General features: G+C 68.4%; 23 protein-coding genes. 15 read left to right on the top strand and 8 right to left on the bottom strand.

The genetic code is table 11. From position 1 onward, the window contains the following. The first annotated feature begins 71 nt into the window (after nucleotides 1-71). From HLH48_RS12055 to serS, 8 genes are all read left to right on the top strand, one after another. Nucleotides 72-1235 (top strand): deoxyguanosinetriphosphate triphosphohydrolase, encoded by a 1164-nt coding sequence (locus HLH48_RS12055; RefSeq protein WP_182997754.1) that lies wholly within the window; start codon nucleotides 72-74, stop codon nucleotides 1233-1235. Between the two features lie 46 nt (nucleotides 1236-1281). Then, nucleotides 1282-3075 carry an arginine--tRNA ligase gene (argS, locus tag HLH48_RS12060; RefSeq protein ID WP_182997755.1) on the top strand — a complete coding sequence of 598 codons (1794 nt, stop codon included), beginning with the start codon at nucleotides 1282-1284 and terminating at the stop codon, nucleotides 3073-3075. Next, the gene (locus HLH48_RS12065; RefSeq protein ID WP_182997756.1) at nucleotides 3072-3926 is read left to right on the top strand and encodes an SPOR domain-containing protein; all 855 of its coding nucleotides are present in this window, start codon (nucleotides 3072-3074) and stop codon (nucleotides 3924-3926) included. The genes argS and HLH48_RS12065 overlap by 4 nt, the downstream gene beginning before the upstream one ends. An 85-nt stretch (nucleotides 3927-4011) precedes the next feature. Then, on the top strand, nucleotides 4012-4836 hold the full coding sequence (locus tag HLH48_RS12070; RefSeq protein WP_182997783.1) for a segregation and condensation protein A: 825 nt from the start codon (nucleotides 4012-4014) through the stop codon (nucleotides 4834-4836). A gap of 23 nt (nucleotides 4837-4859) precedes the next feature. Next, a complete protein-coding gene (scpB, locus tag HLH48_RS12075) occupies nucleotides 4860-5510 on the top strand; it encodes an SMC-Scp complex subunit ScpB (RefSeq protein WP_246387282.1) in 651 nt (216 codons plus the stop codon). Nucleotides 5511-5594: 84 nt separating this feature from the next. Further along, nucleotides 5595-6161 (top strand): Sec-independent protein translocase protein TatB, encoded by a 567-nt coding sequence (gene tatB, locus HLH48_RS12080; protein WP_182997758.1) that lies wholly within the window; start codon nucleotides 5595-5597, stop codon nucleotides 6159-6161. Continuing rightward, the gene (gene tatC / locus HLH48_RS12085; RefSeq protein WP_182997759.1) at nucleotides 6161-6985 is read left to right on the top strand and encodes a twin-arginine translocase subunit TatC; all 825 of its coding nucleotides are present in this window, start codon (nucleotides 6161-6163) and stop codon (nucleotides 6983-6985) included. Before tatB ends, tatC begins: the two co-directional genes overlap by 1 nt. Continuing rightward, entirely contained in the window at nucleotides 6978-8252 is a 1275-nt protein-coding gene (serS, locus tag HLH48_RS12090; RefSeq protein ID WP_182997760.1) for a serine--tRNA ligase, read from the top strand. The genes tatC and serS overlap by 8 nt, the downstream gene beginning before the upstream one ends. Nucleotides 8253-8266: 14 nt before the next feature. Here serS and HLH48_RS12095 read toward each other — a convergent pair whose 3' ends face one another. The 4 genes from HLH48_RS12095 to HLH48_RS12110 all read right to left on the bottom strand — a co-directional run bounded on the left by HLH48_RS12095 (nucleotide 8267) and on the right by HLH48_RS12110 (nucleotide 13907). Next, a complete protein-coding gene (locus tag HLH48_RS12095; protein WP_182997761.1) occupies nucleotides 8267-9430 on the bottom strand; it encodes an S-(hydroxymethyl)glutathione dehydrogenase/class III alcohol dehydrogenase in 1164 nt (387 codons plus the stop codon). A 44-nt stretch (nucleotides 9431-9474) separates the two neighbouring features. Further along, nucleotides 9475-10716 (bottom strand): zinc metallochaperone GTPase ZigA, encoded by a 1242-nt coding sequence (gene zigA / locus HLH48_RS12100; protein ID WP_182997784.1) that lies wholly within the window; start codon nucleotides 10714-10716, stop codon nucleotides 9475-9477. 220 nt (nucleotides 10717-10936) lie between these two features. Continuing rightward, on the bottom strand, nucleotides 10937-11305 hold the full coding sequence (locus HLH48_RS12105; protein WP_182997762.1) for a hypothetical protein: 369 nt from the start codon (nucleotides 11303-11305) through the stop codon (nucleotides 10937-10939). Between the two features lie 172 nt (nucleotides 11306-11477). Then, complete coding sequence (locus HLH48_RS12110; protein ID WP_182997763.1) at nucleotides 11478-13907, bottom strand: helicase-related protein; 2430 nt, start codon at nucleotides 13905-13907, stop codon at nucleotides 11478-11480. Nucleotides 13908-14107: 200 nt separating this feature from the next. Between HLH48_RS12110 and HLH48_RS12115 the strand changes: the two genes are divergently transcribed. Beyond that, a complete protein-coding gene (locus HLH48_RS12115) occupies nucleotides 14108-14998 on the top strand; it encodes a ferredoxin--NADP reductase (RefSeq protein ID WP_182997764.1) in 891 nt (296 codons plus the stop codon). Between the two features lie 13 nt (nucleotides 14999-15011). Next, a complete protein-coding gene (gene gorA, locus HLH48_RS12120; protein WP_182997765.1) occupies nucleotides 15012-16409 on the top strand; it encodes a glutathione-disulfide reductase in 1398 nt (465 codons plus the stop codon). 77 nt (nucleotides 16410-16486) lie between these two features. Here the strand turns inward: gorA and HLH48_RS12125 are convergent, their stop codons facing one another. Then, nucleotides 16487-16861, bottom strand: a complete 375-nt coding sequence (locus HLH48_RS12125) for a hypothetical protein (protein WP_182997766.1) — start codon at nucleotides 16859-16861, stop codon at nucleotides 16487-16489. A gap of 316 nt (nucleotides 16862-17177) precedes the next feature. Here HLH48_RS12125 and HLH48_RS12130 point away from each other — a divergent pair, with 316 nt between their 5' ends. From HLH48_RS12130 to gltX, 4 genes are all read left to right on the top strand, one after another. Continuing rightward, nucleotides 17178-18593 carry a class II 3-deoxy-7-phosphoheptulonate synthase gene (locus HLH48_RS12130; protein ID WP_182997767.1) on the top strand — a complete coding sequence of 472 codons (1416 nt, stop codon included), beginning with the start codon at nucleotides 17178-17180 and terminating at the stop codon, nucleotides 18591-18593. Nucleotides 18594-18615: 22 nt separating this feature from the next. After that, nucleotides 18616-19797, top strand: coding sequence for a beta/alpha barrel domain-containing protein (locus HLH48_RS12135; RefSeq protein WP_182997768.1), 1182 nt, complete (start codon nucleotides 18616-18618; stop codon nucleotides 19795-19797). Between the two features lie 55 nt (nucleotides 19798-19852). Beyond that, on the top strand, nucleotides 19853-20239 hold the full coding sequence (locus HLH48_RS12140; protein WP_220795097.1) for a hypothetical protein: 387 nt from the start codon (nucleotides 19853-19855) through the stop codon (nucleotides 20237-20239). A gap of 61 nt (nucleotides 20240-20300) precedes the next feature. Then, a complete protein-coding gene (gltX, locus tag HLH48_RS12145) occupies nucleotides 20301-21632 on the top strand; it encodes a glutamate--tRNA ligase (protein WP_182997769.1) in 1332 nt (443 codons plus the stop codon). Between the two features lie 61 nt (nucleotides 21633-21693). Here gltX and HLH48_RS12150 read toward each other — a convergent pair whose 3' ends face one another. The 3 genes from HLH48_RS12150 to cysS form a co-directional block, all read right to left on the bottom strand. Continuing rightward, complete coding sequence (locus HLH48_RS12150; protein WP_182997770.1) at nucleotides 21694-22824, bottom strand: acyltransferase family protein; 1131 nt, start codon at nucleotides 22822-22824, stop codon at nucleotides 21694-21696. A 337-nt stretch (nucleotides 22825-23161) separates the two neighbouring features. Then, nucleotides 23162-23950: an RNA methyltransferase gene (locus HLH48_RS12155; protein WP_182997771.1), complete on the bottom strand. Its 789-nt coding sequence runs from the start codon at nucleotides 23948-23950 to the stop codon at nucleotides 23162-23164. After that, complete coding sequence (gene cysS, locus HLH48_RS12160) at nucleotides 23947-25308, bottom strand: cysteine--tRNA ligase (RefSeq protein WP_182997772.1); 1362 nt, start codon at nucleotides 25306-25308, stop codon at nucleotides 23947-23949. Before cysS ends, HLH48_RS12155 begins: the two co-directional genes overlap by 4 nt. Nucleotides 25309-25401: 93 nt before the next feature. Between cysS and HLH48_RS12165 the strand changes: the two genes are divergently transcribed. Further along, the coding region (locus tag HLH48_RS12165) for an MATE family efflux transporter (RefSeq protein WP_182997773.1) at nucleotides 25402-26425 on the top strand (1024 nt) is incomplete at its 3' end.

A 26425-nucleotide genomic window follows, 5' to 3' on the forward strand; every position in this document is an offset into this window, starting at 1 on the left:
GTTATCGACAGGGGGCGGTCCGGTTCGTCCGGCACCGGGCACACGCCACCCATTCGGGATTGGTTTCATATATGAGCATCGCACCCTACGCTGTCCAGACCGCCACCGCCCGGGGCCGCCTGCATGCCGAGCCGGAATCGCCCAGCCGCTCGCCGTGGCAGCGCGACCGCGACCGGGTGCTGCATTCCGCCGGCTTCCGCACGCTGCAATACAAGACGCAGGTCTTCGTCAACCATCAGGGCGATTTCTTCCGCACCCGGCTGACCCATTCGCTGGAAGTGGCGCAGATCGCCCGCTCCATCGCCCGCAGCCTGTCGGTGGACGAGGACCTGACCGAGACCCTGTCCCTGGCCCACGATCTGGGCCACACGCCCTTCGGCCACGCGGGCGAGGACGCGCTGGCCGCCGCGATGGCCGACTGGGGCGGCTTCGACCACAATACCCAGACCCTGCGCCAGGTGACCAAGCTGGAACGCCGCTATTTCGACTTCGACGGCCTGAACCTGACCTGGGAAACGCTGGAAGGGCTGATCAAGCATAACGGCCCGGTGGACCACCCGACCGGCTATGTCGCGCGTTACGCCGACGGGCTGGGGCTGGACCTGTCCAGCTATGCGTCGGTCGAGGCCCAGATCGCCGCCATGGCCGACGACATCGCCTATCACGCCCACGACCTGGACGACGGCATGCGCGCCGGCCTGCTGGACCTGGCCGACCTGGCGGACCTGCCGGTGGTCGGCGCGGCGCTGGCCCAGGTCCGCGCCCTGGCCGCCGGCCCCGGCGAGGACCTGCACCTCCAGGACCGGATGCGGCACGAGACCATCCGCCGGGTGATCAACGCCCTGGCGGTGGACCTGACGGAGCAGACGCGGCGCAACCTGGCGGACCTCGCTCCCGGATCGCCCGACGACGTGCGGCGCGCGCGCGCGCCGGTGGTGGCCTACAGCCCGGCGATGGCGCGCGACAACGGGGCCATCCGCACCTTCCTGTATGCGCGGATGTACCGGCACTGGCGGGTCAACCGCATGACGCGCAAGGCGCGGATGGCGGTCGAATCCATCTTCTCGATTCTGGCCGAAGACATCTCCCTCCTCCCCGACGCCTGGCGGCAGGAAGCCCGGGCCACCGACGCGACGGGTGCGCGCCGGATCGTGGCCGACTATATAGCCGGAATGACGGATCGATTCGCGATGGAAGAACATCGACGGTTGACGGATCTGTCCGTGCCGGGCTGAAACGCCCGTACTCATGTTCCAGTCGTTCAGTAGGAAGCCGCATCGCATGTCCGACAGCCTGTTCGTCCGCTATCTCTCGCATGTGCGCGACGCCCTGCGGCGGATCGTTCCGGACCTGCCGGAGGAGGTGACGGCGCGCGTGGAACTGACGCCGACCCGCGATCCGGCCCATGGCGACATGGCCACCAACGCCGCCCTGCTGGCGGCCAAACCGGCCCGCCGCCGCCCGGCCGAGATCGCGGCCGACCTCGCGGCGGCGCTGGTCGAGGTCCCGGGCATCGCCCGGGCCGAGCCCGCCGGCCCCGGCTTCGTCAATTTGACGCTGGACGCATCGGTGCTGCGCGCGGTGGCGGGCGAGGTGCTGCGCGCCGGCGAGTCCTACGGCGACGCCACGCTGGGGCAGGGCGTGCGGGTGAATGTCGAATATGTGTCGGCCAACCCGACCGGCCCGATGCATGTCGGCCATTGCCGGGGCGCCGTGGTCGGCGACGCGCTGGCCAATCTGCTGGCCAAGGCCGGATACGCCGTCACCAAGGAATATTACATCAACGATGCCGGCGCCCAGGTCGCGGCCCTGGCCTGGGCCGCCTACTGGCGCTACCTGGAGGCCATCGGCACGACCATGGACCGCGAGACGTTCGCCGAACTGGTGCCCGGCGGCATCCAGTATGGCGGCGACTACCTGATCCCGGTGGGCGAGGCCCTGGCCGAACGGCACGGCACCGGCCTGGCCGGGGTCGACGGCCAGCCGGCGGCGCCCGAACTCTGGATGGACACGGTCAAGCCCTTCGTGGTCGCCGCGATGATGGCCATGATCCGCGAGGATCTTGACGTGCTGGGGGTGCGCCACGACGTCTTCACCAGCGAGGCGAAGATCCTGGCCGACGGCGTGACCGACCGCGCCATCGCCCGCCTCGACGCACAGGGCCTGCTGTACGAGGGCGTGCTGGAACCGCCGAAGGGCAAGCTGCCCGACGATTGGGAGGCCCGGCCCCAGACCCTGTTCCGCTCCACCGCGTTCGGCGACGACGTGGACCGCCCGCTGCGCAAGTCCGACGGCTCGAACACTTACTTCGCCAACGATATCGGCTATCACGACGACAAGATCCGCCGTGGCGCCGACCTGCTGATCGATGTCTGGGGCGCCGACCATGGCGGCTACGTCACCCGGATGAAGGCGGCGGTGCAGGCGCTGAACGCGGGCGCCGGGGCCACCGGCTTCGACGTGCTGCTGTGCCAGATCGTCCGCATCGTGCGCGACGGCCAGCCGGTGCGCATGTCCAAGCGGGCCGGCACCTTCGTCACCCTGCGCGACCTGATCGACGAGGTCGGGCGCGACGCGGTGCGCTTCACGATGCTGACGCGCAAGGCCGACGCGCAGATGGAATTCGACCTGGACCAGGTGGTGGCCCAGACCCGCGACAACCCGGTCTTCTACGTGCAGTACGCCCATGCCCGCTGCCGCTCGGTCCTCCGCGCGGCGCAGGAGATGTTGGGCGAGGCCGCGATCGCCCCCGCCGCGCTGGCCGAGGCCGCTCTGGACGGCATCGGCTCGGATGCCGAACTGGCGCTGCTGCGGCGCCTGGCCCAGTGGCCCCGCACGGTCGAGGGCGCCGCCCAGGCGCACGAACCGCACCGCATCGCCTTTTATCTCGGCGAACTCGCGGGCGATTTCCATACGCTGTGGAATCGCGGCCGCGATGATGCGACATTGCGCTTCCTACAGGAGGACGACCTTCCCGCCACCCGGGCGAAGCTGGCACTGGTCGAGGCCACGGCCACCACCATCCGCTCCGGCCTGGCGGTGCTGGGCGTCCAGCCGGTCGAGGAAATGCGATGAGCGATACCGATCCCACCGGCCGCGACCCATACGAGGACCGGCTGAACCGCGTGCGCGAGCGCATGAGCGCGGATTACGACGACGACCCGCCGCCGCGCACGCGCCCCGCCCGCCGGGCGGGCGGCCTGCTGGACAGCCTGCTGGGCGCCGATCCCACGACGCGGCGCCTGGCCTACGGCGCGGCCGGCCTGGGCGGCCTGCTGGTGATCGCCATCGGCGGCTGGGCCCTGGTCGGCCACCACCAGACGGGCATTCCCGTCCTCGGGCCACCGCCCGGGCCGGTGCGGGTGCGCCCGCTCGATCCGGGCGGCATGCAGGTTCTGGGGGCGGAAGCACCCAGCGGCGACGACGGCGCGGTGGCCCGCCTGGCCCCGGGCCCGGAACAGCCGCGCCCCGACCGCCTGGCCCAGCAATACGGCCAGCCGCCGGAACCTCCGGCCGCACCAGCCGCCCCCGCATCCTCGCCCGCTCCGGCCCCGTCATCCGCGCCCGCAGCGGCGGCCCAGCCCACGGCACCTCCGGCTCCGGCCGCGCCGCCCGCCGTCGCTCCGGCTGCGCCCGCCCCGGCGCCCGCGCCAGCCGCCACGCCCGCCCCCGTGGCCGAGGGCCGCTACGGCGTACAACTCGCGGCCCTGGATTCCCAGCAATCCGCCGAGAAGGAATGGGCGCGCCTGACCCAGCACTACCCGGACCTGTTCGGCGGCCACACGCCGGTCATCGAGCGGACTGAACGCAACGGCGCCGTTTTCTTCCGCCTGCGTACGCGCGGCTTCGCCAGCATCGCCCAGGCCACGTCGTTCTGCGAACATGTGCGGCTGAACGGCCTGGCCTGCACGCTGGCCGGGTTCTAGGGACCGGCCATTGGGCAGCGAACCCGCCGGCCAGATCCGCGCGGAAGGGCAGGGGACCAGCCTGCCCGACGGCCTGACCGCGCCCATGCTGCACCTGGACGGGTTCGAGGGGCCGCTGGACCTGCTGCTGGACCTGGCGCGGGCGCAGAAGGTCGATCTGGCGCGGATCTCGATCCTGCAACTGGTCGAGCAATATCTGGCGATCGTGGACTCCGCCCGTCGCGTCCGTCTGGAACTGGCGGCCGACTGGCTGGTCATGGCCGCCTGGCTGGCCTGGCTGAAATCGCGCCTGCTGCTGCCGGCCGAGGACGGCGAGGACACGGACGCCGAAGAAGCCGCCGAACTGCTCCAGGCGCGGCTTCTGGAACTGGCGCGGATCGGTCGGGCGGCGGCGTGGCTGGGGGCCCGTCCCCAATTGGGCCGCGACGTCTTCGCCCGGGGCGAACGCGAGGACCTGACGGAAATCGACCGCTCGGGCCTGTCGCTGGACCTGCCGCAACTGATGGGCGCCTACATGGCGGCGATGCGGCGCGGCGCGCGCAAGCGCGTCTACCAGCCCAGGCGCCTGCATTTCTGGACGGTGCAGGACGCGCTGGCCCGCTTGCAGCGCCTGCTGGGCGCCGAGACCATCCCCGGCGGCGGCGACTGGTGCGACCTCGGGGCCTTCCTGCCCGAAGGCGGCCCGGCGATCGACGGCGAGGACGTGGAGGCACGGACCCAGCAACGCCGGGCCGCGATGGCCGGCACCCTGCTGGCCGGGCTGGAACTGGCGCGCAACGGCATGATCGAACTGCGGCAGGACGAACAATTCGGTCGCATCATGCTGCGCCCCAACGCCGGGGGCGAACCGGCGGCCAACGATACGGGCATGGATGGGCCGGAGATGGACAGGATGGACGCGGCGGAATGACCGACGAACAGGACACTCCCGAGATGTCAGCGACCGGCGAGGACGCGGCCATGTCCGCCATTCCGCTGGCGATCCGCCTGGTCGAGGCCATGGTGTTCGCCAGCCCCGACCCGGTGCCCGAACGCGCGATCGCCGACCTGCTCGAAGCGCAGGACCTGGTCCCCCCCGACACCGAGGACCTCGCCGCCTATGTGCGCGGGGTGATCGACGGCATGGTGGCGCTGTATGCCGGCCGGGGCGTGGCCCCGGTCCTGGTGGCCGGCGGATGGCAGTTCCGGACGATGGCCGACCTGGCGCCGCGCCTGACCCGCGTGCTGCACCGCCCCCGCCGGCTGGCCCGCGCGACGCTGGAAAGCCTGGCGATCATCGCCTATCACCAGCCCTGCACCCGCGGCGAAATCGAGGAGATCCGCGGCGTCTCGCTCAGCCAGCAGGTGCTGGACACGCTGCTCGAGGCCTCGCTGATCGTGCCGCGCGGCCGCAAGGAGGTCCCGGGCCGGCCGATCCTGTGGGGCACATCGGCCGATTTCCTGCGCCATTTCGGCCTGCGCGACCTGCGCGACCTGCCCCGGCGCGAGGAATTGCTGGTCGACGTGCCCGACAATCCCGCCCTGCAAGCCGCCGCGCCGGACGCGTCGGGGACGGAAGCGGTTCCCGGCCCGACGGCGGCGTGATAGGTGTCCACCCTTTCCACGCGCCGTTCGCGTCACGCCAGATCCGAGTCCGTATAATGTCCAAGCCTGAGCCGGGGATCGGTCATGTTTGATTTCGCATGGTCCGAAATGGCACTGATCGGTGTCGTCGCCCTGCTGCTGATCGGGCCCAAGGACATGCCGGTCGCGATCCGCACCATCACCGGGCTGATCAAGAAGGCCCGCAAGATGGCCTCGGAATTCCAGTCCCATGTCGACGAGATGGTGCGCGAGGCCGACCTGACGGAGGCAAGGGACGCGCTGGGCGGCCTGCGCCGCCTCAATGTCCGCAACCAGATCATGCGCGCGATCGACGATGACGGCACGCTGCAACGCACCTTCGGCGAATCGCCGCTCGACGCTTCCACCCCGGCGACGGCCAGCCCGCCCGGTTTCGATCCCGACGGGGCGCACCGCTACGGCTACATCCCGCCGGCCCCGGCGCGCGACGACGGCGCGTTCCCGCCGCTCGCGCCCGCCGGGCCCGCGCCCGCCCTGCTGCCGCCCTCGGTCGCGCGCCGGCTGACCGCCGAATGGGCGCGGCTGCGTCCGCCCGCCTTCCTGCCGCCGGCGCGGGTCATGCACGGAGCGCGGCGGGTGCCCGTGGACGCGCCGGCGCGGGACCACACATAATGAGCGCGCCCAAACCGGAAGAAACGATCCTGAACGACGATCCGATCAACGACCAGCCGATGCCGCTGCTGGAGCATCTGGTCGAACTGCGCCGTCGCCTGATCCGCTCGGCGCTGGCCTTCGGCCTGTGCTTCCTGCTGTGCTACCATTTCTCGGCGCGGATCTACCTGTTCCTCGCCCAGCCTCTGGGCGACGTGATGCGCGCGCAGGGCGAACAGCCGCACCTGATCTACACGGCGCTGTACGAGGCCTTCTTCACCTATATCAAGGTGGCGATCTTCGGCGCGGCGTTCCTGTCCTTCCCCATGGTCGCCATGCAGGCCTGGATGTTCGTGGCGCCGGGCCTGTATCGCAGCGAAAAGCGCGCCTTCCTGCCGTTCCTGGTCGCAACCCCGATCATGTTCGTGATGGGCGCCGCGCTGGCCTATTATTTCGTCTTCCCCTTCGCGTGGAAATTCTTCCTCTCCTTCCAGACCGCCGACGGGCAGGACGGATTGCAGATCCAGCTCCAGGCCAAGGTGTCGGAATATCTGGCGCTGGTCATGAAGCTGATCATGGCCTTCGGCGTGGCGTTCGAACTGCCGGTGGCGCTGACGCTGCTGGCACGGGTCGGCATCGTCACTGCCGACACGCTCAAGCGCTTCCGGCGCTACGCCTATGTCGGCGCCTTCGTGATCGCGGCGATCCTGACCCCGCCGGACATCATCACCCAGACCGGCCTCGCGGTGCCGCTGATCGGTCTGTACGAAATTTCCATCGTCTGCGCGCGCCTGGTCCAGCCCAAGCGCCCCGCCGACCTGGACCAGGAGACCCAAGATGCATGACCTCCGCGCGCTCCGCGCCGATCCGGCCGCCTTCGACGCGGCCCTGACGCGCCGGGGCGGCGCCCCGGTCGCCGCCCATATCGTCCTGCTGGACGAGGAGCGACGCGCCGCCGTGACCGCGTTGCAGGACCGTCAGGCCCGCCGCAAGACCCTGTCGAAAGAGGTCGGCACCCTGCGCCGCACCGGCGCCGACAGCACGCCGCAGGAGGCCGAGGCCGTCGCCCTGCGCGAGGAGATCGAGCGACTGGAGGCCGTGGTCCGCGACCGCGACGCCGAAATCCGCGACCTGCTGGTCACGCTGCCCAACCGGCTTGACGATGGCGTGCCCGATGGCGCCGACGAGTCCGCGAACATGGTGGTCCATCAGGTCGGCGAACGGCGGAATTTCGCCTTCCCCCCAAGCGAGCATTTCGTATTGGGCGAGGCACTGGGCATGATGGATTTCGAAACCGCGTCCAAATTGTCCGGCGCGCGCTTCGTGGTCCTGCGCGGGGCGCTGGCGCGGATGGAGCGCGCGCTGGGCCAGTTCATGCTCGACCTGCATGTCCAGGACCACGGCTATACCGAAACGGCGGTGCCGGTGCTGGTCAACGAGGCCGCGATGTTCGGCACCGACAAGCTGCCGAAATTCGCCGACCAGTCCTTCCGCACCGAGGACGGGCGCTGGCTGGTCCCCACGGCCGAGGTCCCGCTGGCCGCCAGCGTGGCGGGCGATATCCTGCCGGCGTCGGCCCTGCCGCGCCGCATGGTCGCCCTGTCCTCCTGCTTCCGTAGCGAGGCCGGGGCCGCCGGCCGCGACACGCGCGGCATGCTGCGCCAGCACCAGTTCCAGAAGGTCGAGATGGTCTCGGTCACGCGGCCCGAGGACAGCGACGCGGAACTGGAGCGCATGACCCGCTGCGCCGAGACGGTGCTGGAACGGCTGGGCATTCCCTATCGCCGCATGCTGCTCTGCGCCGGCGATACCGGCTTCGGCGCCGCGAAGACCTTCGACCTGGAAGCCTGGCTGCCCGGCCAGGACGCATGGCGCGAAATCTCCTCCTGCTCCACCACGCGCGCCTTCCAGGCCCGGCGCATGAACGCCCGCTTCCGCCCCGCCGAGGGCGAGGCGCCGGAGTTCGTCCATACGCTCAACGGCTCCGGCCTCGCGGTCGGGCGTACGCTGATCGCGGTGATGGAAAACTACCAGAACGCCGACGGCAGCATCACGGTGCCGGAAGTGCTGCGCCCCTATATGGGCGGGCTGGCGGTGGTGGGCGCGCCCTGACGCCCACCCCGCGCCTAGGCTTCCATGAGGATCTCGCCGGGCAGGTCGTTCGTCATCGTCTCGCCCGGGCGGTAATGCATGACCGACCGGATCGCCTCGCCCCGACGCAGCAGGTCGAACGCCCGGTTGATCTGCCCATGGGTCATGTTGTGCGTGATGTACGGATCGACGCTGAACTTGCCCGACAGCCATTCATCCACCATGCCGGGTAGCTCCGAGCGACCTTTCACGCCGCCGAACGCCGTGCCGCGCCAGACCCGCCCGGTGACGAGCTGAAACGGCCGGGTCGCGATTTCCTCTCCCGCGCCGGCCACGCCGATGACGGTGCATTCCCCCCAGCCCTTGTGGCAGCATTCGAGCGCCGCGCGCATCATATCCACGCGCCCGATCGCCTCGAAGGCATAATCGACACCCCCGCCGGTCATCCCGATGATGACGTCCTGAATCGGCCCGGCATGGTCGCCGGGATCGACCAGGTCGGTCGCCCCCAGGCGTTTCGCCAGCAGGAACTTGGCGGGATTGGTGTCGATGCCGATAATCCGCGCCGCGCCCGCCATGACCGCGCCCTGGATCACCGCCATGCCGATCGCGCCCAGGCCGAACACGGAGACCGTCGCGCCTGCCTCCACCTTCGCGGCGTTCCTCACCGCGCCCATCCCCGTCGGCACCGCGCAGCCCATCACGCTGGCCTTGGCCAGGGGCGCGTCCCGGCTGATCCTGGCCACCGCGATCTCGGGCAGCACGGTGTATTCGCTGAAGGTGCTGGTGCCCATGTAATGCAGGATCTGGCGGCCCTTGTAGGAAAAGCGGCTGGTTCCGTCGGGCATCAGCCCCTGGGCCTGCGTTTCCCGTATGGTCGAGCAGAGATTGGTCTTGCCCGAGCGGATCATCGGGCAGTTCGGATCTTCGGGGATATAAAGCGGGATGACGTGGTCGCCGGGACGGACCGAGGTCACGCCCGTGCCGATATCCTCGACGACGCCGACCCCCTCATGCCCCAGAATGGCCGGGAAACGTCCTTCCGGATCACGTCCCGACAAGGTGAACATGTCGGTATGGCACAGGCTGGTGGTCACGATGCGGACCAGGACCTCCCCCTCCCGGGGGCCTTCGAGATCGACGAGGTCGATTTCGAGCGGCATGTTCGGTTCCCAGGCTATCGCGGCTCTCGTTTTCATCGGCTCGGTTCTTTCGAAAGAATTTCACGAACGCGTCCTTGCGGTCAGGCGTGCGCCACGCCCTCGGCATCACGGCGCCAGGCAGGGAAGGGGTCCGGCAGGCGGGCAAAGCGCGCCGGGTCGAAGATCGTCGCGCCGTCGTCGGGCACGAGGCAGGCATCGAGCCTGTCCCGGATGGCGGCCTCATCCATGTCGCCGGTGCCGATAAAGACGATCTCCTGGCGGCGGTCGCCATAGACCGGGTCCCAGTTGCCCAGGACCATGTCGCGCCACTGGTCGCTGTCCGGCCACTCGGCCTTCGGCACGGAGGCCCACCACAGGCCCATCGCCTGATTGCGGACCAGTGCCCCGGCCTGGCTCATCTCGCCCACCCAGTCGGGGCGTGTCGCCAGCCAGAAATGACCCTTCGAGCGCACCAGGCCCGGCCAGCTCGTATCGAGGAATGTCTGGAATTTCCGCGGCACGAAAGGGCGGCGCGCCCGATAGACGAAACTGCGAATGCCGTATTCGTCGCTTTCCGGCACATGCCCGGCAAAGCCGAAGAGTTCCTTGTACCAGAGCGGATGCTGATGCGCCCTGTCATAGTCGAAGCGCCCGGTATTCAGCACGCGGCCGACCGCCACCCGGCCCATGTCGGCTTCGATCAGGTCGGCATCGGGATTGAGGGCACGAATGATCTTGCGGGCGGCCTCCACCTGGTCCGGCGTGGCCGTCGAGACCTTGTTGACGACGACGACATCGGCAAACTCGATCTGCTGGACCAGAAGATCCACCAGCGCGCGGTCGTCCTCCTCTCCGGCCGTCTCGCCGCGATCCTTCAGGAAGTCGGTCGAACCGTAATCGCGCAGCAGGTTCACCGCATCGACGACCGTGACCATCGTATCCAGCCGCGCGACATCGCTCAGGCTCTCGCCCGCCTCGTCGCGAAACGCGAAGGTCGCGGCCACCGGCAGCGGCTCCGCGATGCCGGTGGATTCGATCAGCAGGTAGTCGAACCGCTTCTCGTCCGCCAGACGCCGCACCTCCTGCAAAAGATCGTCGCGCAGCGTGCAGCAGATACAGCCATTGGTCATCTCGACCAGCTTTTCATCGGTGCGCGACAGGTTGCTCCCGCCCTGGCGCACCAGGTCGGCGTCGATATTGATCTCGCTCATGTCGTTGACGATCACCGCGACCTTATGGCCCTCGCGATTGTTCAGCACATGATTCAGCAGGGTCGTCTTGCCCGCACCGAGAAAACCGGACAGCACCGTGACCGGAAGCCGGTGATCCTCTCCAACCAGCATATCCATGCAACCCTCTCTCCGAACCGAATATGTTATGTTATACTATAACATAACGATGCTCCGCTCCGGCGGTCAAGCGCGGGTTTCATGCTCCCGGCTTCGCTCACGTCGAACGCCTCGCGCCGATGCCGCCCGCGCGGCAAAAGGCCAGTCGCTCAAGAATCTTCAGGTCCCGATCGCACCAACAGAATCGACATGCATGCGGCAAGATTTCATGGGTTCAGTTTTTCATATATAACATAAGAGCCTGTGGAGGCTGATCGGCAGTCACCGTATGTTCTATCGCTCCCGTCAGGCTGACATGCTGACCTTCCTGGAAGTGGAGCTGATGATAGCCGGAGACAACGGCAACGGCTCGAACATCAGAAATACTTCCGTAGTCGCTGTCCGAATAACAGGATTTTTTTTCTAAATGCAGCAAAGGATAGGTATATGCGTCTTTTTTAGGATCGCTTTGTGCAGCAACGGATTCAATCGTGATTTTTCCAGACAATAAAACAGTCTGATCCTGCTTCCAGCATGGAGCGCCGAATGCCATCGCGGGGGCCGCGACCAACCCCATCAATACGACGCTGGCAAAGTTTTTCATTGCGAAACCCCGTTGAAGGAAATTCTCTCCCTGCTACACGCGGAATAAATGATCGTATTGTAAATTTTATATACATTCCAATGCGCCAGGTATCGAGTACAGGGATTTCCGGGGTGCGACGCGGCGTCTCCTTCAGTTGCCCCCGGCGATGCCCATCCTCCGATCATGTCCCTTATCGGCGGTGGGCGCGCACGCCAGCGGATTTGCCACCGCCGGGTTCGCCACCGCCGCCGCGCCCACGCTGGGGGCGCTTCGGCCCCGGCCGCGCGCGGTCGGCCTCGTCCGCCCGGGTGCGGCTGCTCTGCTGGCGCAGCACGTCCTCGATCCAGTCGTTCAGGCGCGCGGTCGCCTCCTCGGCGTCTTCTCCGGCGCGATAGGCATCGGGGAAGCGCAGCGCCAGCCAGCGCCACGCCACCAGCCGCTTGTGGCGCTTCTCCGCGCGTTCCAGTTCGATGCGGTCGGCCCGCTCGGCGGGCGGCAGGCGCCCGGTCCCGGGCGGAATCACCGGGCGCCCGGCGGCATGGTCGGCGGCCCATTGCACCAGACGCTGAATGCCGTTGTCGCGGTCGTCCACCGGACACATCGCATAGACCCAGCGCTGCGCCAGCGTCAGGCCGGTCACGCCTTCCAGCGCGGTGGCGATGGCAAAAGCCTGCTCCATGTTCGCCAGACGGTAATTCGGGTCGTCATGGCGCAGTACGGCGCGGCGAATGCGCGACAGCACGCCGAACAGGCTCTCCGACCCGATTTCCGCCGCCACCGCCTGGATGATGTCGGAATCGGGTTGGACCTGCGGGCGCAGGTCGGTGGGGTCGGCGGGGGGCGCCGCCAGCATGGCGCGCACGAACGCGGCGCTGCCCGCGCCGGCCAGCACCGCCACCACGCCCTGCTCATGCTTGCCGTAGCGCCCGGCGCGGCCGCCGATCTGCTTGACCTCCTGCGCGTTCAGGTCGCGGGTCTGCGTGCCGTCGAACTTGCGCAGCGCGGTAAAGATCACGCGGCGGATCGTCAGGTTCAGCCCCATGCCGATCGCATCGGTGGCGATCAGGATATCGGCCGCGCCGTCGTTGAATCGCTGGGCCTCGGCCCGCCGCACCTCGGGGCTCAGAGCGCCATAGACCACGGCGACCTTGCGCCCCCGCGCCAGCAGCGCCGCGCGAAAATCCAGCACCTCGCGGCGCGAGAAGGCGATCAGCGCGTCATGCGGCTTCAGGTCCTGAAGATGGACGGCCTCGCTGGCGGTCACCAGCGGCCCCTTGCGCTCCAGCCGCACCTCGTCCAGCGGGTCGCCGCACAGTTCGGCGATCCGGCGCACCATCGGCACGCAATCCGGCGCGCCCAGTACATAAAGATGCCGCGCCGGTGCGCCCATGATCGCCGCCGTCCACGCGGCGCCCCGATCGGGGTCGGCCAGCATCTGCGCCTCGTCGATCACCGCGACATCGACCGGGTTGTGCAGCGGGCACATCTCGACCGTGGCGGCCAGGTGCCGGCTGCCGGGCACATCGATCCGTTCCTCGCCGGTCGCCAGCGATGTCGGCACGCCCCGCGCGGCCAGCGCCTCGCGGAACTCGTGGGCCAGCAGGCGCAGCGGCGCCAGCGCCATGCCGCTTTCGGCCCGCGCCAGGGCTTCCAGCGCGGTATGCGACTTGCCGCTGTTGGTCGGGCCGGTGACGAGCGTGATCCTGCGCTTCAGCGCCCGCGCGGTCTTGAAATGCGCGGCATAGCGGTCCAGCGCCGCGACGCGGGCAATGACGGCATTGCCCACCTTGCGCGTGCCGGGATCGGGCACCAGGGCAGGGGCCTGGGGGCCGCCGCCGCGCCATTCGGGCAGGCGGGCGCGCAGGGCCACCAGTTCCCGGGGGTCGAATTCCCACCGCTCCGTACCGTCCGGCTGCGGGACCCGGCGCGCGACCGGCAGCCGGTTCTCGGCGATCCAGCGCAGCGCTTCCTTGCCCGAGCAATGGAGCAGGCGCGGAACCTCGGAAAACCCGACCAGACTGTCTTCCCAGTCCCGCAGCCTCTGTTCTTCCACATTGCGCCGGCTACGGGCGGCCTGTTCGATCGCCTCCTGTTCCCGCCGCCTGGCATCGGCATCGCGCCGCATGCCCTCGACGAAGCCCGATCGCGGGTCCAGGGCGAACGCCTCGGCCACCGCGCGCGACAGGGTCTCGGTCTCGGCGGGCGTCAGCACCCGCCCGGTGCCGTCGAACAGGTCGGCGCGCACGGTTTCCACCGCTGCCTCGGGGGTGGCGGCGCTGGCGCGCAGGCGCGCGCGAATCACGGCGGACAGCGCCTCCAGCAGGCGGGCGTCGTCGGGCTCCGGGTCGTCGATCGCGGCGGCGGCGGCCTCGGCATCCGCGCGCGTCACCCACACCTGGCCCGCGCGGCGGGTCAGGTCCATCAGGCGCGAGCCCCAGGGCTTGCGGCGCACGGCACATAGCGCCGCGCGGAAGGTGGCGTCGTCCACGCGGTCCTGTCCCGGCGTCAGGGCACGGGCGACGGTGCGCTCCAGCTTGGGCAGTTCGCGGGTTTCGACGGTCAGGCCGGTTTCGGCGATGGCGGCCGCAACGGCGCTGACGGCGGGGGAATGGGATGTCATATCCGGTTTGTGCGCCATCGCGCGCCATCCCACAACGGTTCCGCATGGGGCAGGCCTGCCGTTGCCTCAACCCTCCGATCGCGGTTTTGTGCTGGCATCGGCGACGCGGGGTGCTTAAACATCTCTCCCTTCTGCACGAACGGGGCGCATGCCGCGGGCGTGGCCTATGAGTTCCTGTCATGACGGAGAGTTCTGATCTCATGTCCGATACGTTGACCAAGCCTATTGGGACCATGCCTGCCGGGACCGTGCCGAGCGGTCTGGAGCCCGTTCCGGGTGAGGCCGGCGTGTATCATCTGGCCGAGCCGACCAAGACCTACGGCCACCTGAACGCCGAGACGGTGCTGACCGTCCATCACTGGACCGACCGGCTGTTCAGCTTCACCACCACCCGCGACGCCGCGCTGCGGTTCGAGAACGGGCAGTTCGCGATGATCGGCATCGAGGTCGAGGGCAAGCCGCTGCTGCGCGCCTATTCGATCGCCAGCGCGAATTACGAGGAACAGCTCGAATTCCTGTCGATCGCGGTGCCCGACGGCCCGCTGACCTCGCGCCTGCGGCACGTCAAGCCGGGCGACAAGGTGCTGATCGGCCGCAAGCCCACCGGCACGCTGCTGCTGGACAATCTGCGCCCCGGCCGCAATTTGTATTTCCTGTCCACCGGCACCGGGCTGGCGCCGTTCATGAGCCTGATCAAGGACCCTTCGGTCTACGAGCGGTTCGACAAGGTCATCCTCAGCCACACGGTGCGGATCTCGGGCGAGCTGGCCTACGCCAACCACATCCGCCACGAACTGCCGCAGCACGAGTTCCTGGGCGAGGACGTATCGGGCAAGCTGCTCTATTATCCGGCGGTGACGCGCGAGGAATTCGCGGTGACCGACCGCATCACGAAGCTGATCGAATCCGGCAAGATCTTCACCGACCTGAACATCCCCGAGCTGGACCCGGCGCATGACCGCGTGATGATCTGCGGCTCGCCCGAAATGCTGGCCGATACCGAGGCGCTGCTGGAATCCCGCGGCTTCGACGAGGGCAACAATTCCAACCCCGGCGCCTATGTGGTCGAAAAGGCTTTCGCCGAACGCTGATCGGAAAACCGCCATGACGTATGATTTCGACCTGTTCGTCATCGGCGCGGGGTCGGGCGGCGTGCGCTGCGCGCGCATCGCCGCCGCGCATGGCGCACGCGTCGCCGTGGCCGAAAACCGGCATTGGGGCGGCACCTGCGTCAATCTGGGCTGCGTGCCCAAGAAGCTGATGGTCCAGGCCGCCGAATATGGCGACCTTGCGCGCGACAGCCACGGGTTCGGCTGGGACACCCGCCCCGGCCATCACGACTGGGCGGCGCTGATCGCCGCCAAGGACCACGAGATCGCGCGCCTCAACGGCATCTACGTCTCGATGCTGGAAAAATCGGGAGTCACGCTGTTCACCGGCACTGCCCGGTTCGAGGACGCGCATACCATCGCGATCGGCCCGGGCGATCTCGCGCCCGACGCGCCGGTCCGGCGCGTGACGGCGGCGCGGATCGTGGTCGCCACCGGGTCGCGGCCCGACCTGCCCGACATCCCCGGCATCGCGCACGCGATCTCGTCGGACGAGGCCTTTCATCTGAAGGCCCGGCCGAAACGGGTCTGCATGGTCGGCGGCGGCTATATCGGCGTGGAATTCGCCGGCATCTTCCAGGGGCTGGGCTCCGAGGTCGATCTCGTCTACCGCCAGCACCTGCCGCTGCGCGGGTTCGACCACGATCTGCGCACGGCCCTGCACGAGGCCATCGCGGGCAGGGAAATCCGCCAGCATGCGGGGCGGACGCCGGTGGCGATCCATACCCATGGCGGCCACTACACGGTCGAACTGGATGACGGCGCGACGATCGAGACCGATTGCGTCTTCTTCGCCACCGGGCGCAGCCCCAATGTCGGCGGACTATGCCTGAATCACGCCGGCGTGGCGGTGACGGCCGGCGGACGGATCGTCGTCGATCCGGTCGGCGAGACGAACGTGCCGGGCATCTTCGCCATCGGCGACGTGACGAACCGGGTGAACCTGACCCCCGTCGCCATCGCCGAGGGCCATAGCCTGGCCGACCGCCTGTTTGGCCAGGGCCACGCGCGCGAATGGTCGCTGGCGACCACGCCCAAGGCCGTGTTCTTCTCGCCCCCGCTGGCCAGCGTGGGCCTGACCGAGGCCGAGGCCGTGCGTGACGGCGCGGTCGATATCTATCTGGCGCGCTTCACCCCGATGCGCCACACGCTCACCGGCCGGGCGCGCAAGACGGTGATGAAGCTGGTGGTCGACCAGGCCAGCCAGAAGGTCGTCGGCGCGCACATGCTGGGCGACGATGCGCCGGAGATGATGCAGGGCCTGGCCATCGCGGTGACGGCCGGCCTGACGAAGCACGATTTCGACCGCACGGTCGGCATCCACCCGACCTCGGCCGAGGAATTCGTGACCATGCGCACCCGCACCCGCGTCACACAGCGCACAAGCGATTGAAAGCGAGAGGAAGCCGGCAGCGGATTGATGCTCGGGAGGCGGCCTGAAAAACCGGCCTGCCGAGCGAGAGTGCCGCCTCAGCGCGGCGTCACCCAGCCATTGCCGGTGGCATCGCCCAGTTGTCCCTGCCCGTAGGGGCCGCTGCTCTGATAGGCGTTGCCGAAGCGCGACAGGTCGCTGCCGGTCACGGCATCGCGGTGTACGCCGGCCTCGTGGTCCGGGTCCGGTCCATGCGTCATGTCCATCGAGGGCGCGTCCTGGTATCCGGGCGGCAGGCTGCGGCGCCCCTGGACGGTCATGTTTTCGCCATGCTGGGCCTCGACTCCGTCCTGGCCCTGCGCGGGCTGCCGGGCCTTGGTCTCCGGGTCGCCGTGTGCGGCGAGAGCGGGCGCGGCCAGCAGGCAGAAGCCGGCCAGAAGCGGGATCAGGCTGGTGCGGAACGTGGCCAGCATCGGGAGTCCTTCCATAGGTGGGTGGGACGCAGCATGTCATGTACGCCGTGGCCGGTTAAGGCCCCGCTCCGTATCGCCGCCGAATCATCCCGTATCCGGCGGGTTTAGCCGATTGCGGCGCGTCGTTGCACGCCCGAAAAACATGGCAGGCAGGCATGACGCGCGATACGCCGATCCTCTTTGCGTTGGGGCGGGATTTTCGACATAAAGACTGCCCCTTGCAAGGCCGGCCGTCGGGGCCGGGCCTGGGGAAGATGGCGGCGCGCATCGCTGGGATGCCGCGACCGGACGATCAGAGGAATTTTAGGAACCGACCATGAGTGCGACGCACAGCCACGACAAATCTTCCCGGCAGGCCTGGACGCCGGAAAGCTGGCGGTCGTTTCCCATCCGTCAGGTTCCCAGCTATCCCGACGCGACCGCCCTGCGGGCGGTCGAGGACCGGCTGCGCCGCTATCCGCCGCTGGTCTTCGCGGGCGAGGCACGGCGCCTGAAGGCCGGGCTGGCCGCCGCGTCGCAGGGCCGCGCCTTCGTGCTGCAAGGCGGCGCCTGCGCCGAAAGCTTCAGCGAATTCACCGCCGACATCGTCCGCGACACCTTCCGCGTGCTGTTGCAGATGGCGGTGGTGCTGACCTTCGGCGCCAAGGTGCCGGTGGTGAAGATCGGTCGCATGGCCGGCCAGTACGCCAAGCCCCGCTCGTCGGATTCCGAGACGATCGACGGCGTCAGCCTGCCGTCCTATCGCGGCGACATCATCAACGGCGCGCCCTTCACGCCCGAGGCGCGCATCCCCGACCCGACGCGCATGGAAACCGGCTATTTCCAGTCGGCGGGGGTGATGAACCTGCTGCGCGCCTTCGCCGGCGGCGGCTACGCCAACCTGCACCAGGTGCATCGCTGGAACCTGGGCTTCGTCGAGCGCTCGCCCCTGGCCCAGCGCTACGGCGTGCTGGCCGAACGCATCGACGAGACCCTGGCCTTCATGGCGGCCTGCGGCGTCAACGGCGCCACCAGCCGGCAACTGGACGAGACCGAGTTCTACACCTCGCACGAGGCGCTGCTGCTGCCGTACGAGCAGGCCCTGACGCGCATCGATTCGACCAGCGGCGAATGGTACGACTGCTCGGCGCATTTCGTCTGGATCGGCGACCGCACCCGCCAGCCCGACGGCGCGCATGTCGAGTTCCTGCGCGGCGTGCGCAACCCGATCGGCATCAAGGTCGGGCCGACGACCACGATCGACGACCTGGAACGCCTGCTGGAGATCCTGAACCCGGCCGACGAACCGGGTCGCATCTCGCTGATCTCGCGCATGGGCGCCGAGGGCGTGACCCGCAACCTGCCGCCGCTGCTGCGCAAGGTGGTGGCTTCGGGCCGCACGGTCACGTGGTTGTGCGATCCGATGCACGGCAACACGATCTCGACCGTCAACAAGGTCAAGACGCGCTCCTTCGAGTCGATTCTGACCGAGATTCGCGGCTTTTTCGACGTCTTCCAGGCCGAGAACGCCCACCCCGGCGGGGTGCATGTCGAGATGACCGGACAGAACGTGACCGAGTGCGTGGGCGGCGCCCACCGCTTGACGGAGGCCGATCTTGGTGAACGGTATGAAACCTTCTGCGACCCGAGGCTCAATGCCGAGCAGTCGCTGGAGATGGCATTCCTGCTGGCCGAGGAACTGACGGCCCGCCTGCGCGGCGGGTCCGGCACCAAAGGCACGGAGGCCGCATAACGGGAAGACCATCGGAGGAACGATGTCGGCAGTCCAGTCCCCCACGGCTTTCGGCCCCAGCCAGGCCCTGGATGACGCAACCATCCGGGCGCGGACCGATGCCTATTTCAACCGGACGCGCGACATCGTCACCCGCTTCGGCGACCGGCGTGTGACCTACGCCCTGTTCGTCCGCCGTCCGGTCCTCTCCGCGACGCGGCTGATGACCGAGTGGCTGGACAACGTGGCCCGCGCGCGCGGCATCGTCCTGACGCACGAGGTGATGTTCCCCGAGGGCGCGTGGGTCGGGGCGGGCGAGCCGCTGGTCTACATCACCGGCTCCTTCGCGGCGCTGGCGGATCTCGAGACACTGCTGCTGCAAAAGCTCGGCCCGCCCTGCGTCGCGGCGCTGAATGCCTACCAGATGGCGATGGCGCTGCCCAAGGTGCGCTTCCTGGCCATGGAGGCCCGGCACTGCGCCGGCTTCGAAATGCAGGAACAGATGGCCTACGCCGCCTCGATCGGCAGCCTGGCGGCGCGGGGCGAAGGCGCGCTGGGCTTCGTCGGCGGCGCCAACGACGCCACGGCGGGCTATTTCGGCCAGCCGGCCGGGCTGGGCACCATGCCCCACGCCCTGATCGGCTACGCGGGTTCCACCCTGCGCGCGGCCGAGATGTTCCACGAGGCATTCCCCGAGTCCGACCTCGTGGTGCTGACCGACTATTTCGGGCGCGAGATCACGGACGGTCTGGCGGTCTGCCGCGCCTTTCCCCACCTGGCGGCGGCGGGGCGCCTGGCGGTGCGGCTGGACACCCATGGCGGCCGCTTCCTCGAGGGGCTGGACCCCCAGACGTCCTATGCGGCGCTGGAGCGCAACACCCCCGGTACCATCCGCCGCTACCGTTCCGAGACCGAATTGCGCAACCTGGTCGGCACCGGCGTCTCCGCCGCCGCGATCTGGCGCATGCGCGAGGTGCTGGACGAAGCCGGCTTCCCCAAGGTGCGGATCATCGTCTCGTCCGGCTTCAACGTCGAGAAATGCCTCGCGATGGCCGACGCCCACGCGCCGATCGATGTCGTCGGCACCGGCTCCTTCATCCCCGACCGCTGGTCGGAAACCTATGCCACCGCCGACATCGTGTCGTATGACGGCGAACCCCGGGTCAAGGTCGGGCGCGAGTTCCTGCTGCGCCGCGCGAACGACCGGGCGGCCTCGGGCACTTGATCCCACCCTCCCGCCGGGGCATGTCCCGCGGGCACCATCACAGGGAATTTCGCATTTGACCGACACCCCCATCAGCCCCGATTCCACGCAGGACGAGTCCGGCTGGCGCGTCCGGATCCTGGATCTGTCGGGCGGCGCCGAGGATGGAATCGTCGAGGATATCGGCGGCTTCGTCGATCTGTCCCATGCCAACGCCTTCGCGCGCGCCTATGTCCGCGACAGTATCGAACGCTGCCGCGTCCCCGGCGCGTCCCCGCGCGAGGTGCTGCAAGCGTGGCTCTCCTTCGGCGAGGACGCCGAAATCCTCGATGTGGGCGACGAGGGCTGGCGCTCGGCCAACGAGCTGGACGATTTCACCGCCAACCCCGCCACGCCGATGGAGCGCGACTGGCGCGCGCTCGACCCGCGCCGCCTGGTCGAGGACGACGAGGACGACGAATAAGGGGCAAGCGGCGGCGGCCTTCCGGCTGGCCTTTCCGACGCGTCCGACGCATATAGGCGGCATGAAACTCCGCTTCGCGCCCAGCCCGACGGGCCTGCTCCATGTCGGCAACGCCCGTCAGGCGATTGCTAACGCCCTGTATGCGCGCCGCCACGGCGCCACGTTCCAGTTGCGCATCGACGACACCGACCGCGAGCGCTCGCGCGAGGACTATGCCGATGCCCTGCGCACCGACCTCGCCTGGCTGGGCATCCGGTGGGACGAGACGTTCCGCCAGTCCGACCGGCTGGACCGCTATGCGGCGGCGATCGAGACGCTGAAGGATTCCGGCCGCCTCTATCCCTGTTTCGAAAGCGAGCAGGAACTGGCGGCCAAGCGCGAGGCGCGCATCCGCATGCGTAAGCCCCCGGTCTATGACCGCGCGATGCTGCGCATGACGGCCGAACAGCGCGCGCAGGCCGAGGCCAACGGCAAGGTGCCGTACTGGCGCTTCCGCCTGTCCGACGGCATGGTGGCGTGGGACGACCTGGTCATGGGCCGCTCGCAGGTCAAGCTGCCCTCCATTTCCGACCCCGTCCTGGTCCGCGCCGACGGCACGGTGCTCTACACGCTGGCCTCGGTGGTGGACGACCTGGAAACCGGGATCACCCACATCCTGCGCGGCGAGGACCACCTGACCAATACCGGCGTGCAGATCGACATCGCCGAGGCCCTGGGTGCCCGCCCGGGCCGCTTCACCTTCGCGCACCTGCCGCTGCTGCTGGACGAGGCCGGGGGCAAGCTGTCCAAGCGCTTCGACGGCCTGTCGCTGCGCGCCCTGCGCCAGGACGGCATCGATCCCGCCGCCGTCGTCTCCTACCTGGCGCGGCTGGGCAGCGCGGACGATCCGGCACCGCTCTCCCTCGAAGAACTGGCCACCACCTACGATGTCCGCCGCGTCTCGCGTTCGGCCGCGCGTTTCGACATGCGGCAGTTGCTGGCGCTCAACCGCAAGGTGATGCACCAGAAGCCCTTCGAAGCGATGCGCGACCTGCTGCCCGAGGGCGCGACCGAGGCCTTCTGGCTGGCGGTGCGCGGCAATGTCGACCTGCTGTCCGAACTGCGCCACTGGTGGGACGTGGCCGGCGGCACGATCGTCCCGCCGGTGCAGGACGACGAGGGCGCCTACCTGCTCCAGGCCCTGTCCCTGCTCCCCGCCGATCCGTGGGACGGCGAAACCTGGAAAAGCTGGACCGGCGCGATCCGTACCGCCACCGGCCGCAGTGGCAAGGCCCTGTTCCACCCGCTGCGCGTCGCCCTGACCGGCGAGGAAAAGGGCCCGGAAATGCGCGACCTGCTGCCGCTGATGGGCCATGAACGGGTCGCGGAACGGCTGCGCATCGCCGCGCGCTGAAGCTGGATGGGATTTTGCCGCGGGCGGCCTCGTTCGCGGCAGACCCACCCGGGCCCTTGCGTCAGGGTGTCGATTCCCGGGGAAGGGCGGCTATTGCCGGCCTGTGGATCCGCTTCAGAAGGCCGCGCATCGCGGGTTCCGGATAGGCATCGACCAGTACTGCCACGATGAATGCACCGAGTATCGCCACGGGGACCGCATTTGTTCCCAGAGAGGGGGCGAGAAGCGTGCAGATCAGGATCGTGACCGGGGCAGGCACCAGATAGAGCGGATAGGTGATGCGCCCCATGAATTTCAGCACCCGGGTAAACTCTGGCCGCCACGAACGGGCGGCGAGGACCTGCGTGACGGACAGGACGATCGCGGCGAAGGCAATCCACCAGATGGCCAGCGGAAACAGCGGATTGAGATCCATTTTCGTGAGGCGCGCGATAAGATCGTTCTGTCCGATGATCTCGAGCGAACAGCCGCAGCACAGGAGCATGCCGGTGATGAGGCGTATCCTGGTCAGGCCGCTTTCCGTCGCCTCCTTGATGAGAACGCCAAGGGCAAAGAAACAGCCATGCTGGATCAGGCAAAGCTGAAAGATGCGCGCGGCGACGGCCTTGTGGGTCCAGAGCAGGGCGAAACCGGCATAGCGGCCATGGATATGCGGCAGAACAGTTTCTAGCGTCAGGGCGACGCACCAGAACGACAGGCTGACCATGCCGAATGCGAACATGATCCATTCGAGATGTCTCAGGCGGTCGATCAGCAGAAGATAGAAGACGATCGCATAGAACGAAATTTCCACACCCAGCGTCCAATAGACGCCGTCGATGGCGGAAAACGGCCAGAAAAGCAGGGTGCATACATAGAGTTTCATGAGAGTGAGTAGAGGATGCTCACCGAGGAACGCATATATAAGCAGAGAAATCGTCGCGCAGATCCACACGCCGGGAACAAGCCTGAGCATCCGGTTCACGGCAAAACTTGACGCCGTTCCGCGAGACGCGGAGTGATGGATGACCAGGCCGGAAATGACGAAGAATATCTCGACGCCAACCCAACCGAATTTATCGGAAATGAAGAGATGGTCGGAAATAGGCCATCCGAACCGATTTAGTGGAAGTCCTCGCAGCCTGTAGAAGAAATTAACATGATATATCATGACGATCGTTGCCGCGAAGAAACGAACAAGATCGATGCCCATCAGATGGCGCTGGGGTGTGTTGTTTCTCATGATGCTGTCATGATATCCTGATGGCTTCCAAGATATCTGTTAAAAACTCATTATATTTACCGTATATTTATTAAGTTTCATGACGGTCATATTGTTGGCGGACAAGAATCCGTGAACGCGTCATCCGGCTGCTCCCGCCCCTCGGGTTTCATGGGCCGAACACGGTGTCCGAGACAGCCTTCCCCCGATGCCTGTCTTCTACCTGTCTTCGGGTGGACGATGTCCGTTTTCCGTCGCCGGGCTCAGGCAGGCGAGGAGCGGGTAGCGGCCGGGCTCCGCGACATGCATGCCAAATCGCGCGGATGTTTCAGGCTTTGTCCCCGCCCGTCCGTGCCTTGCGGCCCCGGGCCAGTTCCGTCACCACGCCGTGCAGGGTACGCAGTTCCTGTTCTGTGACTTCGCCGCGGGTGAAGAAATGGCGCAGGTTTCGCACCATGCCGGCGCGCTTCTGTTCGTTGCGCAGAAAGCCGCATTCGTCCAACTGGCCGATCAGGTTGCGCATGAAATTGTCCAGCTCGCCCTTGGTGGCGACATGGGTCTCATTGGTCATCAGCGTGCGCGGCGGGGTGGCGTCCTCGGCCATCCACCATTCATAGGCCATGATCATCACCGCCTGCGCCAGGTTCAGCGACATGAAGGCCGGATTCAGCGGGTAGCGGATCAGCGCGTCGGCGCGGGCCATGTCCTCATTGTCCAGCCCGGCGCGCTCGGGGCCGAACATCAGGCCCGTGCGCAGGCCGCGGCTGCTCATCTGCCGCAGTTCCGCCGCCCCGCCGCGTGCGGTCAGCACCGTCTTGACGATATGGCGCGGGCGCGGGCAGGTGGCGAAGACATGGTGCAGGTCCGCCACCGCGTCATCGACGCTCTCATGCACCGTGGCCGCATCCAGGATCCGGTCGGCGCCCGAGGCCGCGCGCCAGGCCCGCTCCAGCGGCCAGCCGTCGCGCGGCGCGACCAGGCGCAGGTGAAACAGTCCGCCATTGGCCATGGCGCGCGCCGTGGTGCCGATATTCTCGGCCATCTGCGGCCGCACCAGGATCACGACCGGGCTGTTGCCGATCGGGCCGATATCGGCCCCGCCGTCCCGCCCGGTCACGCGCGCCTCCAGATCGTCCCGCCGGCACCGTCTTCCAGCACGATGCCGCGCTCCGCCAGGCCGGCGCGGATGGCATCGGCCCGGGCGAAATCGCGCGCCGCGCGGGCCGCCAGCCGCTCGGCGATCAGCGCGTCGATCTCCGCCTCGCCAACCCCCGCGCCGGCGCGGAACCACGTATCGGCCGACTGGCCCAGCAGGCCCAGCAGCCGGCCGGCCGCGCGCAGGCCGCGCGCGGCGCCGCGGTCGCCGGCCAGGGCGCGGTCGGCCAGGCCATGCATCTCGGCCAGGGCGCGCGGCGTGTTCAGGTCGTCGCACATCGCGGCCACCACCGCGCCCGGCACCGGCCCGGCCGCATCGGGCGGCAGGTCGCCGACGGCGCGATAGAATCGGTTCAGCGTCTGCTTCGCCTCGTCCAGCCCGGCGCGGGTGAAATTCAGCACCGAGCGATACTGGGCATGCAGCAGCATCAGGCGCAGCGCCTCGGCCGGCGTGTCGGCCAGCACGTCGCGGATGGTCAGGAAATTGCCCAGCGATTTGGACATCTTCTCGCCATTCACCAGCAGCATCGCATTATGCACCCAGTGGTTGGCGAACCGCCCGCGCGGAAAGCAGCACTGGCTCTGCGCCAGCTCGTTCTCATGGTGCGGAAACAGCAGGTCGCTGCCGCCGCCATGAATGTCGAAGCTTTCGCCCAGATAGCGATGCGACATCGCCGAGCATTCGATATGCCAGCCCGGCCGCCCGCGCCCCCACGGGCTCTCCCAGCCCGGCAGGCCGGGCTCCGAGGGCTTCCACAGCACGAAATCCCCCGCGTCGCGCTTGTAGGGCGCGACCTCGACCCGGGCGCCGGCCAGCAGGTCGTCGGGCGACCGGCCGGACAGCGCGCCGTAATCGGGAAAGCGCGCGACGGCGAACAGCACATGGCCCTGCGCCTCATAGGCATGGCCGCTGGCGATCAGGCATTCGATCAGCGCGATCATCTCGGCGATATGGCGGGTGGCGCGCGGCTCCACATCCGGCGGCAGCACGCCGACGGCGGCCAGATCGTCGTGGAAATCGCGGATGGTGCGCGCGGTCAGGCTGTCGATCGTCTCGCCGTTCGCGCGGGCGCGGGCATTGATCTTGTCGTCGACGTCCGTGATGTTGCGGACATAGGTGACATGCGGATACAGGTGCCGCAGCAGCCGCACCAGGATATCGGCGGTCATCATGGCCCGCAGATTGCCGATATGCGCCAGGTCGTAGACCGTGGGCCCGCAATAATAGACCCGCACATTCCCCGGATCGAGGGGCGCGAAGGGAACCGTCGCGCGGCGTCTGCTGTCGTGCAGGGTCAGTTGCGGCATGGAATCGGGCATGATGCCGCCTAGATGCGACAGGCACGGGGCGGACGCAACACCCTTGTGCGCGGCATCTGGTCTTTCCCGGGCCGATCTGCTCTGGATGCGCCCATGCCGCACCCAGCCTCGCCCCGATCGGAACTTCGTCTCCTGCTGCGCATCGCGGCCCCCATCGCCCTGGCGCAGATCGCGCAGATGGCCATGGGCGTGACCGACAGCGTCCTGCTGGGCGGGCTGGGGGCGGACGCGCTGGCCATCGGCGGCCTGTCCACGACCCTGTTCTTCACCGTCATGGCGGTGTTGCAGGCCATGCTCGGCGCCGGCGGCGTCCTGATCGCCCAGGCAAGCGGGCGGGGGGAGCGCGCGCGCATCGCCTCGATCCATGCCATGCTGCTGGTGATGGCGCTGCTGCTGTGCCTGCCCTGCCTGGCGATCCTGGGCCAGGCCGGCGCGCTGCTGCGGCTGATGCACCAGCCCGAGGCATTCGTCGCCCCGGTCTCGTCCTTCACCCACATCCTGATGTGGGGCGTCCCGCCGGCATTGATCGGCACCGGAGTGGTCGAGGTGGTGCTGCCGGCGCTGGACGCGCAGATCATCCTGCTGCGGGTGATGCCGGCGGTGGCGGTGGTGAACGGCGTGCTCAACGCGGCGCTGATCCACGGGTGGTTCGGCCTGCCGGCCCTGGGGCTGCGCGGCTCGGCGCTGGCCACCACCCTGACCATGTGGGGCAGCGCGCTGGTGCTGCTGGCGATGGTGCATTCCCGTCCGCATCTGCGCCTGCTGCTATGGCCCCTGCGGCCGCGCGCGGCCGACATGGCGGTGCTGCTGCGCCTGGGCCTGCCGATGTTCGCGGGCGCGGCGGCCGAGATCATGCTGTTCGAGGTCACGGGGTTGCAGGCGGCGACGCTGGGGCCGCACGCGCTGGCGGCATTCCAGATCGTGCTCAGCGTCACCGCGACCACTTATATGGTGACCATGGCACTGGGGCAGGCCGCGAATGTGCGGGTCGCCTACTGGACCGGCGGTAATCATCCGGCGAGAGACGCGGGCGTATTCAGGCGGCGATGGTATTGTGGACCTGCTGGTGGGCTTTCCAGTGCCAGGGCAGGAGTTCATGGAGGCGTGGATTGGGGAT

The organism is Gluconacetobacter sacchari (assembly GCF_014174255.1).
GTDB lineage: Bacteria > Pseudomonadota > Alphaproteobacteria > Acetobacterales > Acetobacteraceae > Gluconacetobacter > Gluconacetobacter sacchari.

Excerpts from the sequence above, each read along its gene's own strand:
- HLH48_RS12055 (WP_182997754.1), top strand. The coding sequence starts at position 72 with ATGAGCATCGCACCCTACGCTGTCCAGACCGCCACCGCCCGGGGCCGC.
- argS (WP_182997755.1), top strand. The coding sequence starts at position 1,282 with ATGTCCGACAGCCTGTTCGTCCGCTATCTCTCGCATGTGCGCGACGCC.
- HLH48_RS12065 (WP_182997756.1), top strand. The coding sequence starts at position 3,072 with ATGAGCGATACCGATCCCACCGGCCGCGACCCATACGAGGACCGGCTG.
- HLH48_RS12070 (WP_182997783.1), top strand. The coding sequence starts at position 4,012 with ATGCTGCACCTGGACGGGTTCGAGGGGCCGCTGGACCTGCTGCTGGAC.
- scpB (WP_246387282.1), top strand. The coding sequence starts at position 4,860 with ATGTCAGCGACCGGCGAGGACGCGGCCATGTCCGCCATTCCGCTGGCG.
- tatB (WP_182997758.1), top strand. The coding sequence starts at position 5,595 with ATGTTTGATTTCGCATGGTCCGAAATGGCACTGATCGGTGTCGTCGCC.
- tatC (WP_182997759.1), top strand. The coding sequence starts at position 6,161 with ATGAGCGCGCCCAAACCGGAAGAAACGATCCTGAACGACGATCCGATC.
- serS (WP_182997760.1), top strand. The coding sequence starts at position 6,978 with ATGCATGACCTCCGCGCGCTCCGCGCCGATCCGGCCGCCTTCGACGCG.
- HLH48_RS12095 (WP_182997761.1), bottom strand. The coding sequence starts at position 9,430 with ATGAAAACGAGAGCCGCGATAGCCTGGGAACCGAACATGCCGCTCGAA.
- zigA (WP_182997784.1), bottom strand. The coding sequence starts at position 10,716 with ATGCTGGTTGGAGAGGATCACCGGCTTCCGGTCACGGTGCTGTCCGGT.
- HLH48_RS12105 (WP_182997762.1), bottom strand. The coding sequence starts at position 11,305 with ATGAAAAACTTTGCCAGCGTCGTATTGATGGGGTTGGTCGCGGCCCCC.
- HLH48_RS12110 (WP_182997763.1), bottom strand. The coding sequence starts at position 13,907 with ATGACATCCCATTCCCCCGCCGTCAGCGCCGTTGCGGCCGCCATCGCC.
- HLH48_RS12115 (WP_182997764.1), top strand. The coding sequence starts at position 14,108 with ATGTCCGATACGTTGACCAAGCCTATTGGGACCATGCCTGCCGGGACC.
- gorA (WP_182997765.1), top strand. The coding sequence starts at position 15,012 with ATGACGTATGATTTCGACCTGTTCGTCATCGGCGCGGGGTCGGGCGGC.
- HLH48_RS12125 (WP_182997766.1), bottom strand. The coding sequence starts at position 16,861 with ATGCTGGCCACGTTCCGCACCAGCCTGATCCCGCTTCTGGCCGGCTTC.
- HLH48_RS12130 (WP_182997767.1), top strand. The coding sequence starts at position 17,178 with ATGAGTGCGACGCACAGCCACGACAAATCTTCCCGGCAGGCCTGGACG.
- HLH48_RS12135 (WP_182997768.1), top strand. The coding sequence starts at position 18,616 with ATGTCGGCAGTCCAGTCCCCCACGGCTTTCGGCCCCAGCCAGGCCCTG.
- gltX (WP_182997769.1), top strand. The coding sequence starts at position 20,301 with ATGAAACTCCGCTTCGCGCCCAGCCCGACGGGCCTGCTCCATGTCGGC.
- HLH48_RS12150 (WP_182997770.1), bottom strand. The coding sequence starts at position 22,824 with ATGGGCATCGATCTTGTTCGTTTCTTCGCGGCAACGATCGTCATGATA.
- cysS (WP_182997772.1), bottom strand. The coding sequence starts at position 25,308 with ATGCCCGATTCCATGCCGCAACTGACCCTGCACGACAGCAGACGCCGC.